Source organism: Clostridium beijerinckii HUN142, from assembly GCF_000621745.1.
Taxonomy (GTDB): Bacteria; Bacillota; Clostridia; order Clostridiales; family Clostridiaceae; genus Clostridium; species Clostridium beijerinckii_A.
The window spans coordinates 131,985-144,021 of the sequence record NZ_JHXK01000019.1; the positions used below are offsets into that span (position 1 = coordinate 131,985).

At 31.0% G+C, this 12,037-nt stretch carries 9 protein-coding genes; 7 read left to right on the forward strand and 2 right to left on the reverse strand.

From position 1 onward, the window contains the following. The first annotated feature begins 358 nt into the window (after window positions 1–358). The 7 genes from T483_RS0110370 to T483_RS0110400 all read left to right on the forward strand — a co-directional run bounded on the left by T483_RS0110370 (window position 359) and on the right by T483_RS0110400 (window position 8,961). Entirely contained in the window at window positions 359–1,285 is a 927-nt protein-coding gene (locus tag T483_RS0110370) for an ABC transporter permease (RefSeq protein WP_026886795.1), read from the forward strand. A gap of 17 nt (window positions 1,286–1,302) precedes the next feature. After that, the gene (locus T483_RS0110375; protein ID WP_026886796.1) at window positions 1,303–2,250 is read left to right on the forward strand and encodes an ABC transporter permease; all 948 of its coding nucleotides are present in this window, start codon (window positions 1,303–1,305) and stop codon (window positions 2,248–2,250) included. A 15-nt stretch (window positions 2,251–2,265) separates the two neighbouring features. Beyond that, complete coding sequence (locus tag T483_RS0110380; protein ID WP_026886797.1) at window positions 2,266–3,273, forward strand: ABC transporter ATP-binding protein; 1,008 nt, start codon at window positions 2,266–2,268, stop codon at window positions 3,271–3,273. Further along, a complete protein-coding gene (locus T483_RS0110385; protein ID WP_026886798.1) occupies window positions 3,273–4,256 on the forward strand; it encodes an ABC transporter ATP-binding protein in 984 nt (327 codons plus the stop codon). Before T483_RS0110380 ends, T483_RS0110385 begins: the two co-directional genes overlap by 1 nt. A gap of 156 nt (window positions 4,257–4,412) precedes the next feature. Beyond that, the gene (locus T483_RS0110390; protein ID WP_026886799.1) at window positions 4,413–6,068 is read left to right on the forward strand and encodes a peptide ABC transporter substrate-binding protein; all 1,656 of its coding nucleotides are present in this window, start codon (window positions 4,413–4,415) and stop codon (window positions 6,066–6,068) included. 710 nt (window positions 6,069–6,778) lie between these two features. Further along, window positions 6,779–7,687, forward strand: coding sequence for a D-2-hydroxyacid dehydrogenase (locus T483_RS0110395; protein WP_026886800.1), 909 nt, complete (start codon window positions 6,779–6,781; stop codon window positions 7,685–7,687). A 17-nt stretch (window positions 7,688–7,704) separates the two neighbouring features. Continuing rightward, the gene (locus tag T483_RS0110400) at window positions 7,705–8,961 is read left to right on the forward strand and encodes a DUF1015 domain-containing protein (protein WP_026886801.1); all 1,257 of its coding nucleotides are present in this window, start codon (window positions 7,705–7,707) and stop codon (window positions 8,959–8,961) included. A 756-nt stretch (window positions 8,962–9,717) separates the two neighbouring features. On the opposite strand, the gene T483_RS0110405 is transcribed toward T483_RS0110400, so the two are convergent. Together T483_RS0110405 and T483_RS0110410 are read right to left on the reverse strand one after the other, a co-directional pair. Continuing rightward, complete coding sequence (locus tag T483_RS0110405) at window positions 9,718–10,923, reverse strand: MFS transporter (RefSeq protein ID WP_026886802.1); 1,206 nt, start codon at window positions 10,921–10,923, stop codon at window positions 9,718–9,720. A 19-nt stretch (window positions 10,924–10,942) separates the two neighbouring features. Continuing rightward, on the reverse strand, window positions 10,943–11,374 hold the full coding sequence (locus T483_RS0110410; protein ID WP_026886803.1) for a MarR family winged helix-turn-helix transcriptional regulator: 432 nt from the start codon (window positions 11,372–11,374) through the stop codon (window positions 10,943–10,945). Window positions 11,375–12,037: the final 663 nt, after the last annotated feature.

The following is a 12,037-nucleotide window of genomic DNA, read 5'->3' on the forward strand; positions in this document are numbered from 1 at the left end:
TAATTATGATAGTAATATTTTATGAAATTTATATAAAGTTGATATTATCTATTTCAAATATAATATTGACATTTTTAGAGAATAAGATTATTATTATAGTATTATATTGAGAATAACTTAAATTTTATGGAGTAAAAATTAAATATTGATAAATAGATAACAACGGAGTTATTAGACATTTTAGTTTTGTTTAATGACTCCATTGCCATAATATATTGAAATTTTTAAGCGAATGTGGAAGCGCTTCCAAGAAAACAGAAAATATTTAAAATTTCATTAAAAATTTTAAATATTAATACAGAATTTCCAAGTATTAAAAAATTATATTATATAAAATAAAAAAGAAGGAGAGAAATGCATGTTAAAATATATTGGAAAAAGATTTTTAGTAAGTCTGTTAACAATATTGGTTGTAATAACAGTTACATTTTTTCTAATGAGACTTATGCCAGGAGGACCTTTTGATGGGGACAAGCTAACACCTCAGGTTAAGGCAAATATGGCAGCAAAATATGGAACAGATAAACCTTTATTTGACCAGTACACAATGTATTTAAATAATTTGGTTCATGGAGATTTTGGTGAATCAATGGTTTTTGAAGGAAGAGGAGTAGCAGATACTATAAGTAAATCATTCCCGGCATCTGCTGAATTAGGTATAATAGCTGTAATTATGTCATTAATTGGAGGAATACTTCTAGGAACACTTGCAGCATTAAAAAATGGAAAGTGGCCGGATAGAGTGGTTGTATTTATTGCAACGCTTTGTATTACAATACCAAGTTTTGTAATTGGTGCAGTTTTAATTTATATATTAGGTGTTGAACTTCAACTACTACCTCCAACAGGTTTTGGTGAATGGAAAAATGATATAATGCCTTGTATAGCACTATCAGCATCATCGTTATCATTTATCACAAGACTTACAAGAAGTAAATTAATAGACGTATTAAAATCTGATTACATAAGAACCGCAAAAGCGAAGGGATTAAGCAAGAGTACAATCATATTTAAACATGCTTTAAGAAATTCATTGATTCCAATAGTCACATATATTGGGCCATTAACGGCTTCTATATTAACGGGCGGATTTGTAACAGAAAAGATTTTTGCTATTCCTGGGCTTGGTAACGAATTTGTACAATCGGTTACAAACAGAGATTATTCTATGTTGCTTGGGGTAACAGTATTTTATTGCACAATGTTAATATTCTTTACATTCTTTGTAGATTTATTATATATATTAATTGATCCGAGAATAAAATTACAAGATGCGGAAGTCTAGGGGGAGGAAAAGAGAAAATGGAAAATGGATTAAAAATTGAAAAAGAATTGTTTACTCCTCTAAGTGCAGAAGAAAAGAAAATCGATGCAGTAGTTAGACCAAGTGTTGGATATTGGCAGGATGCATGGAGGAGATTAAAGAAGGACAAAATGGCAATAGTATCATTAGTGGTGATAATACTTGTAGTTGCGGCTGCTATTTTGGTTCCAATATTATCTAAATATGATTATGCGGCTAATGATTTATCACAAACATATTTAAAGCCGTCTGCTGAGCATTGGTTTGGAACGGATAACCTTGGAAGAGACTTGTTTGTTAGAAATTTTTATGGGGCTAGATATTCATTAATTATTGCTGTACTTGCAGCATTTATAAATCTAGTTATTGGAGTGTTATATGGTGGAATCGCTGGTTATTTTGGAGGAATAGTAGATAGCATATTAATGAGAATAGTAGATGTTCTATCTTCAATTCCAATGACTATATATGTAGTAATATTTATGGCTATTTTAAATAAACCAGGAGCAGCAGGTGGAAGTGGTCTTCTTACTATAGTATTGGGGCTTTCTATAACTTATTGGATTGGAATGGCTAGAATAGTAAGAGGAGATGTACTTCAATTAAAACAACAAGAATTTGTTCTTGCTGCAAAGTCATTGGGTGCGACAAATTCAAGAATATTAATAAGACATTTAATTCCAAATTGTATAGGATCAATAATGGTTACATTAACATTATTAATTCCAGAAGCCGTATTTACAGAAGCATTTTTAAGCTTTATTGGTCTTGGGATTGCAGCTCCAAGAGCATCTCTTGGAACATTGGCTAACGAAGCGATGCAAGGTATATACACATACCCATATCAATTATTTTTCCCAGCTGCAATGATTTGTATAATAATATTATGCTTTAACCTTTTTGGTGATGGATTAAGTCAAGCATTAGATCCAAAAAACAAGAGATAGGAGGAAGAATGAAAAATGGAAAGATTACTAGACGTAAAAGATTTAAAAACTTCCTTTAAAACTAGTGCTGGTGAAGTACATGCAGTAAGAGGGGTGTCTTTTCACTTGGAAAAGGGAGAAGCTCTAGGTATAGTTGGAGAATCAGGATGTGGAAAAAGTGTTACTATGATGTCAATCATGAGATTACTAGCAGACAATGGAAGACTTGTGGGCGGAGAAATATTATTTAATGGAAAAAATATTTCGAATGTAAGAGAAATTGAAATGGAATCTATAAGGGGAAATGATATAGGAATGATATTTCAAGATCCTATGACATCATTAAATCCAGTGTATACAATAGGCGATCAATTAATGGAGCCATTATTAAAACATAAAAAAATCAGTAAAGCAGAGGCGAGAAAAGAAGCTATAAAAATGCTTGGGCTAGTTGGAATACCAAGTCCTGAAAAGAGAATGAAACAGTATCCTCATGAATTTTCAGGTGGTATGAGACAAAGAGCAATGATAGCTATGAGCTTAATATGCGAACCAAAGCTGATTATTGCAGATGAACCAACAACAGCTTTAGATGTTACAATTCAAGCTCAAATCTTAGATTTGATGAAAGAATTAAAACAGAAACTTGATACTGCAATTATATTAATAACTCATGATTTAGGTGTTGTTGCAGATGTATGTAGTAGAATAAATGTAATGTATGGTGGAATAATAGTGGAGACTGGAACTGCAGAAGATATATTCTACAGAGGAAAACATCCTTATACTTGGGGGCTTTTAAGAAGTGTACCAAATCCCAAGGAAGATGTTAAAGAAAAGCTTATTCCAATTGAAGGACAGCCACCAGATTTATTAAAGCCACCAGTTGGTTGTCCATTTGCAGCTAGATGTGATTATGCAATGAAGATTTGTATTCAAAAGCAGCCTCCTTTATTTGAAATAGGAGATAAGCATCGTACAGCATGTTGGTTATGTCACGAGGATGCACCAAAAGTTGAATCACCTATAAGGAGGATGGAGTAGTGGAAGCTAATAAAGATGTAATTTTAGAAGTTAAAGATTTATGTAAGTACTTCCCTGCAAATAAGGGCTTATTTAAAGGTAAAAGTTACGTTAAAGCAGTAGATAGAGTTTCATTTTCACTAAAGAGAGGAGAAACTTTAGGACTTGTAGGTGAATCGGGTTGTGGAAAGACAACTACAGGTAGAACTATATTAAAGCTTTATGAACCGACAGAAGGCCAAATAATTTTTAACGGAAAAGATATAACAAAGTATTCAAAACAAGAGATGGTTCCTTTGAGAAAGGAAATGCAGATGATATTCCAAGATCCGTATGCATCTTTAGATCCAAGAATGACTGTTGGAGATATAATTGGGGAAGCTATTGATGTTCATAAATTACTAACAGGTGAAGCTAGAACAGAAAGAATAAGAAGTTTGTTATCAAAAGTTGGACTTGCTAGTGATCATATAAATAGATATCCACATGAATTCTCAGGTGGACAAAGACAAAGAATAGGTATAGCAAGAGCATTAGCTGTTGAGCCATCGCTAATAGTCTGCGATGAGCCAATATCAGCACTTGATGTTTCTATTCAAGCTCAGGTTATAAACATGCTTGAAGAACTCCAGGAAGAATTAGGATTAACTTATTTGTTTATAGCTCATGACCTTTCAATGGTTAAACATATATCAACTCATATAGGAGTTATGTATCTTGGAAGAATGGTTGAAAAGGGAGAAAGTAATAAAGTATATTCAGAAGGATTACACCCATATACACAAGCATTACTTTCAGCAGTGCCAATACCAGATCCAGATGTAGCTAAAAATAATAAAAGAATAGTTTTAGAAGGTGATATTCCATCACCGATAGATCCGCCGCCAGGATGTAGGTTTAAAGGTAGATGTAGACATGCAAAACCAATTTGTTCAGAAGTTGATCCAGAGTTAAAGGAAGTAAGGCCAGGTCATTTTGTGGCATGTCACTTGTATGATAATTAATTTTCAGTAAGAAAAGTGATTAATTAAATTTATAATGCTAAACAAGAAATAGAAATTAATTAGATATTTAGTATACTGTTAAAGAATTTTGGAAAAAATGATTTAAACAGATATAAATAAAATAAATAATAAATGATAAATTAAGGGGGAATATAAATGAAAAAAAGCAAAGTAAAACAATTATGCGCAGTAGCTTTAGCAGCAACACTTGGACTTACAGTTTTAGCTGGTTGTGGTTCTAAGAAAACTGATAAAGCAGCGACTTCAGGAAAACAAGAGTTAGTTTTCAATTTAGCAGCTGATCCAAAGACTTTAGATCCAGGGTTAAACCAAGCGGTTGATGGGTCTATAGTAGATGCAAATGCTTTTGAAGGACTATGTAAATTAGATGAGAATGGTAAGGCAATTCCAGGCCAAGCTGAAAAATGGGAAGTATCTGATGATAAGTTAACATATACTTTTCATTTAAAGAAAGATCTAAAATGGTCAAATGGGGATCCAGTTAAGGCTAGTGATTTTGAATATGCATGGAAAAGAGTGTTAAATCCTGAAACAGCCTCTATATATTCATTCCAATTACTATATCTTAAGGGTGGAGAAGAATATAATACAGGAAAAGGAACTGCAGATCAAGTTGGAGTGAAAGCAACTGATGATAGTACATTAGTAGTTACTCTTGCGGCACCATGTCCATACTTCTTAGAATTAACATCATCTACAACATATATGCCTGTAGATCAAAAGATTGTTGAAGGCAATAAAGATTGGGCAAAAGATGCTAAAACTTTAATTTCAAATGGTCCTTTCAAATTTACAGATTATAAGATTAAAGATCAAATAGTATTAGAAAAAAATGAGAATTATCCAGATAAAGATAAAATTAAACTTGATAAAATTACAATGAAGATGGTTACTGAAAATACATCAGCATGGGCAAGTTATAAGACAGGTCAATTCGATATGGTATACTCTGTTCCATCATCAGAAATTGAGCAAGCGATAAAAGATAAGACTGCTACTACATTTAAGATGTTAGGAACTCAATATGTTGATGTTAATGTTTCTGAAAAAGCTAAAGAAATAGATCCAAATGCTGCAAAAGTATTGAGTAATGCGAAGTTTAGAGAAGCATTAGCTAACGCTATAGACAGAACAACAATTGTTGAAAAAGTACTTAAGAGTGGTCAAACACCTGCACATAGCTTTGTAGCTCCTGGAATCACTGGTCCAGATGGAAAAGACTTTGCAAGTAAAAAGTACTTTGAAGAAAATGGTGATATAGAAAAGGCTAAGAAGCTATTAGCTGAAGCTGGATATCCAGATGGTCAAGGATTACCACCACTCGTAGTATTATACAACCCTGAAAATGGTAATGGTGAATTATATCAAGCAATCCAAGATATGTGGAAGAAGATTGGTGTAAATGTTGAACTTCAAACTCAAGAATGGAAAGTATTCCAAGCAACTAGAGATGCTAAGAACTATGAAATGGCAAGAGGTGCATGGACTGGAGATTATTCTGATCCTATGACTTTTGTAGACATGTTTATATCAACTTCTCCTAATAATGAAGTTGGATACAATAATCCAAAATACGATCAATTAGTTAATGCGGCAAAGAATGAAACAGATGCTAACAAGAGATTCGATATATTACATCAAGCAGAAGATCTTCTAATGGAAGAGATGCCTATTATTCCTTTATATCACGATACTAAGACATTTGGAATAAAGGATTATGTTAAAGGTGTAAGAGTATCTCCGCTTGGCTATATATACTTTAATGGTGCATATATAGAAGGTAAAAAATAGTAAGGTTTAGTTAAATAAGTTAAAAGAACTAGTATAAAATATACTTATATTTTATACTAGTTTTTTCTTATAAAGAAAACTATTTAATATATATGTTACAACAATCCAGTTTCTATGTTTTATCTCAATTAAGTACTCGCTTACTGAAATTTTCAGAGAAAGTTTATTATTTAAATATATTCTTAAAAATTCTTATTAAGCAATTTTCAAGATATATTTACATGGATTTGAGAGCATAGAATTATCAATATTAAAATCATAATTTGAGTCATAAAGTATTGAATTAAAGCCAAATAAGTAGTAGAATAAAACAGATAGGATTTAAGAAGTGAAATAAATATTCCAAATCCAAATATGAAACTTGAAGTTTATTATAGAGCGATTTATATAGTGCAGAAGCTTAGAATTATATAGAAATATAAGAAATTTAAGTCTATGCAATTTTTTTAGCTTTACAATTCAGATAAGTTTAATAGGATATGAAAAATGGATATTGTTTATAGCACTTTATCAGTAAGATAATAATTAATTATGTGAATGTATGTTAGCTATTATGAAAAAGTGAATAATTTATCTGATAATAATATCGGTATAATATATATTTTTTTATAGTTAATCACTATGTATAACAATTAATTATTGTTTGAAGTTTATAAATTTTATTAGAAATATTAGCAATAAGCGTATTTAAATTAAGGGGGATTTTAAACATGATTAGAGTACTAACAAACGACGGATTAGAAAATGCATCAATTGAGGCATTGAACGGATTAGGGGTAGAAGTTGTTAATGAACACTTCAACCAAGATGTATTGGGGGCTAAATTAAAGGAGTTTGATGCAGTTGTTATCAGATCAGCTACTAAGCTTACAGCTGATGTCTTTGAAGTAGAAGCTGGTGGAAGTTTAAAATTAGCTATTAGAGCTGGTGTTGGAATAGATAACATAGATATTCCTGCTGCAGAGGGAACAGGAGTAACAGTAAGAAATACTCCATCAGCAAGCTCGGATTCAGTTGCAGAACTTGCAATTGGTCATATGTTTGCACTTGCAAGATTTATTGCGATATCTAACTATACAATGAGAAATGGTGAATGGAATAAAAAGAAATATGAAGGAACTGAAATTGCTGGTAAAACACTTGGAATCGTTGGAATGGGAAGAATAGGTCAATCTTTAGCTAAAAAGGCAACTGCTTTAGGGATAAAGGTTGTATATTATACAATTGAAGGAAAACATGATGATTTGGATTATGATTTTGTATCTTTAGAAGAGGTATTAAAGGTTTCGGATTTTATTTCACTTCATGTACCATATGATAAAGTAGCTGGTTCATTAATAGGGAAAAAAGAACTGGAGTTAATGAAGGATACAGCATATCTTATTAATTGTGCTAGAGGTAAGGTTGTTGATGAAGCAGCATTAATAGAAGCACTTAATAAAGGTGAAATTGCTGGAGCTGGTATTGATGTATTTGAAGAGGAACCAACTAAGAATGAAGAATTAATTAACCATCCAAAAGTTAGTGCTACACCACATATTGGAGCTGCAACTAAAGAAGCTCAAACAAGAATAGGTGAAGAAGTAGTTTCAGTAATAAAGGAATTCTTTAATCTATAATTTAGGAGGAATTTTTGATGGCGATAGTTAAAGCTTTTAGAGGAATTAGACCAATTGATGAATTAGCTTCAAAAATAGCAGCTTTACCATATGATGTAATGAATAGTGATGAAGCAAGAGAAATGGTAGTGGGAAATCCACACTCATTTCTCCATATTGATAGACCAGAAATAGATTTGGATCCAGAAATAGATGTACATGATCCTAGAGTATATGCAAAGGCTAAAGAAAATCTTGATAGAATGATAAGAGATGGAAAATTTGTTCAAGATGAGGAACCTTGTTTATACATATATAGGCAAATAATGAATGGAAGGTCTCAAACAGGTATTGTATTCTGTGCATCCATAGATGATTATATGAATAATATAATCAAAAAACATGAGTTTACGAGGGCAGATAAGGAACAAGATAGAATTAATCATGTTGATTATTGTGATGCAAATACTGGTCCAATTTTTTTGACATACAAGGAAGATCAAATTGCATCAGAAATAATAGATGCTTGGATTCAGAATGAAAGTAAAAGAAAACCAGTCTATAACTTTGTAGCTGAAGATGGTATAGCTCATATTGTATGGGTTGTAGATAACGAAATTATTATAAATGAAATAATTGATTTATTTAAGGAAATAGATTACTTATATATTGCAGATGGACATCATAGATCAGCATCGGCTGTAAAAGTTGGGCTTAAGAGAAGAGCTGAAAATCCCAATTATACTGGTGAGGAAGAGTTTAACTATTTCTTAGCAGTTGCATTCCCTGATAATGATTTAATGGTTATGGATTATAACAGAGTGGTTAAAGATTTAAATGGAATGACTAAAGATGAATTGATTGCAAAATTAGAAAAAAACTTTATTGTAACTAAATCTGAAAATAATGTGCCTGTAAAGCCTGTCAAGAAGCATACATTTGGGATGGATGTTGAAGGGGAATGGTATTTATTAGAGGCAAAAGAAGGAACATTTGATGAAAATAATCCTATATCCCAACTTGATGTTGCAATTCTTCAGAGCAATGTGCTAACACCAATCTTAGGGATTGAAGATGTAAGAACATCAGATAGAATTGACTTTATAGGTGGTATCAGAGGAATTAAAGAACTTGAAAAGAGAGTTAATTCAGATATGAGGATTGCTTTTTCAATGTATCCAACAGAGGTTCATGATATTATGGATGTTGCTGATATTGGAGAGGTAATGCCGCCAAAATCAACATGGTTTGAGCCTAAATTAAGAAGTGGATTATTTATTCATGAGTTAAAATAATTGTCCCCGTCAAAAAAAGATTAACCAAGAAATAAAAAAGATTGACTACGGGGCGGAGCAGTAAAAAAACAGAACCTAAAAGAGAATAAAAGAGAGAGCATAAAAGCGAGAAGAGAAGAGCCTTCGGGTCGGTTTTCTTAATTCGAATTTATGCTCTTTTTAGTTTTTATTCAATTTTCCTTCATTATATATAGTCATACTTTTTTTTACGGCTCCTTCCTGGTTACTGCCTTCGTCGTAGTAATAGTAAGCATTCAGAGTTTTATTGCCAGTTTCTTGCTTTATGCAATCTTTTTTTTACAGGAACAATAATTGTCCTCCAATAAAAATCTTTAACGACATCATAAAAAAGATTGCTTACGTAATAAAAAAGATTGAAGATTTTAAGGCAAAAGGACAAGAAAAAAGAGTTAAGAATATTGATTTTTATATTGAAATTTAAATAGAAAAAAATTAGAGGGATAAGATTAAAGTATTGATTTTCAAGGCTTGAGAGAGTAGTGGAATAAGATGTTGATAGAGCTTATCCATTTTCTCATGTCCTTTTTTCTGTTCAGTTTTCTGCAAACTCTATTATAAGAAAACTGTGATTAATGTGGATATATTAAAGGGGAAAAAGGTAACATTGTGGATAATTTTATACAGATTTCAAATAAGGTAAAAAGGTTAAGAATTTAATTAATAGAAAAGTGACATTGATGAAGGAACTGAGAGGTGTTGGCAAAGTGGAATTCCACTAATGCAACAACCTTTTGTCTAAGAAAGTTTTTCTTCTATAATTTCCGATTCATTAGAATTATCTATAAAAAGATAATAAGAGTATATCAATAAAAGTAAAACTATAAAAATAGCAGAAAATCTATACATAATTGCATAACTTTTATGTTCAGCAATGGAACTTAGAAGAACCGATCCAAGTGTATAAGATAAATCCATGGAAGATAAGAATGTTCCGTTAGCAGCTCCTTGTCTATTAGAAGGAGAGCGATTTACAGCCCAAGCCTGCAGGGAAGGCTGAACAGCACCGTATCCGAGTCCGTAAAATAATGAGGAGAGTATAAGCATTAAAATAGAGTTTGCATAGGAGAGTGTTATAAGGCCTATGATTAAGCAAATTGAACCTGGTATTATTACTACAGCGTGTCCTCTTTCATCAAAGATTTTTCCAACAAGAGGTCTTGTTATTAGAATCATTGCGACAAATCCAATGAAATAAATCCAAATGGAAGATATTTTCAACTCTTGTCCATATAACATTATATAACTCATAATTCCACATAATGTGATTACAAGAAAAAAACATAATAAAGACGGTAATGCTGCTTTTTTCTCAAATGAATCTTTTAATGAGCACCTTCGAATTAAATTCGATTTTGTAGAAGTTTTTACAGGTAATTTAACTTGACTGAGAAATATAATTCCAACAACTACTAAAGTTATCGAAAGAAGAATAATGTTTTTAAAACTGTATAAATTCATTATTACTATTGCAACCATAGGGGATAAGGCCATTGATATTATCATTGAAAGGGAATAGTATCCCATGCCTTCACCACGTTTTTCTTTTGGCACAATATTAGAAAAAATTGCAGCAGCACCTGTAGAAGCAAGTCCCCAGCCTATTCCTTGAATTACGCGAACCAATATAATTGCATCTATTGGAAGCCAGGTATATGATAATGTACTTCCAGCAAGTATTAGAGCGCCTAAAAGCAGCAAAGGTTTAATTTCAATTTTATCCATAATGTTGCCTATGAATAATCTAACAAGTAAAGAAGTTATTGAAAATGTGCTTACAACTAGGCTTGCTTCTAAATTATTGCCACCGCATAGTTTTGCATATGCAGGAAGAGTTGGTGTTAACATATAAAATGCTAAGTATATAAATAGATTCGAAAGTAGCATGAATATATAATTTTTAGTCCAAAGTTTAGGCGAGTCGAAATGCTTTTTTATTTCCATATAAATTTCTCCTTTTGTATTATAAATTGTTTATGTTTTCATCAATCTTTAAAAGAACCGCATTATATATTTCTAGTTCTTTGGGGGAGATATCTTTAAGTAAACTACTAAATAAATTCTCTAAAAAAGGAGAAACTTCTCCAACAATATTTAAACCACTATCTGTTATATGGATTACAAAGGAACGTCTGTCCTCTTTGCTTGGATGTCTTTCGATGAAAGCCTTTCTTTCAAGTATATCAAGTATTCTAGCTAAAGTAGATTGATCTTTACCTGAAACTTCCGCTAAAAGTTTCTGACTTATTTTATTCTGCTTAGAAAGTTTTAATAATACAGTCCACTGCTCAGTAGTAATATTAAATTTTTCTAACTTACCATTCAGATAGGTTGTTAATTTCTTAGAAATTTTATTTGTTAACATTCCAATATCTTGATCATAAGATTCAAACATATAATAACCTCCATTAAATAAGATTGTTGTAAATATAATTGTTGCACAAATATTTGCTACAACAATTAATTATAGGCGCATTTGAAAATTTTTCAAGACTTATTTTACTAAAAAATAGAAATTATAATGAAAAAGTAAAGCTATTAATAATAAAAGAATCCACATTATAAACATAGTTATCAACAGATTCTGTTGATAACTATGTTTATAATGGTGAACAATAGCATAAATATTTAAAATTGTTAAGAGAAAATAGATAAACATTTACTTAATAATATATTGTTATTGTCAATGTGAAAATATAATTATAGTATAAGATATCAATGAAAAATAATTATTTTTCATTAGAGTTAACTAACTTACATGAAGGTGTTATTAATTCTTAGTTCAAAGCCAATATTAATATGAAAAGAGGTTGGGTGGAAATCGAATAACTATTTAAATAGATTTGCATAAAGAATAATAGGAAAAGAACATAGAAATATCAAATGCAAATATATAGTTTACTAAGATTTTGCATTTAATATTTATGTTCTTTTTATATTTGATTCATAAATATATGTTCTATTAATCAATAGATAGATATATTTGGGCAGAATTAATTTAGTGAAAGGAATAATTATGAAGCGTATTTTTATAGATTATATTGCTTGAATTCAGAAA

Coding starts and splice junctions, on each gene's coding strand:
- T483_RS0110395 (WP_026886800.1), top strand. CDS start 6,779: ATGATTAGAGTACTAACAAACGACGGATTAGAAAATGCATCAATTGAG.
- T483_RS0110375 (WP_026886796.1), top strand. CDS start 1,303: ATGGAAAATGGATTAAAAATTGAAAAAGAATTGTTTACTCCTCTAAGT.
- T483_RS0110370 (WP_026886795.1), top strand. CDS start 359: ATGTTAAAATATATTGGAAAAAGATTTTTAGTAAGTCTGTTAACAATA.
- T483_RS0110390 (WP_026886799.1), top strand. CDS start 4,413: ATGAAAAAAAGCAAAGTAAAACAATTATGCGCAGTAGCTTTAGCAGCA.
- T483_RS0110410 (WP_026886803.1), bottom strand. CDS start 11,374: ATGTTTGAATCTTATGATCAAGATATTGGAATGTTAACAAATAAAATT.
- T483_RS0110405 (WP_026886802.1), bottom strand. CDS start 10,923: ATGGAAATAAAAAAGCATTTCGACTCGCCTAAACTTTGGACTAAAAAT.
- T483_RS0110400 (WP_026886801.1), top strand. CDS start 7,705: ATGGCGATAGTTAAAGCTTTTAGAGGAATTAGACCAATTGATGAATTA.
- T483_RS0110380 (WP_026886797.1), top strand. CDS start 2,266: ATGGAAAGATTACTAGACGTAAAAGATTTAAAAACTTCCTTTAAAACT.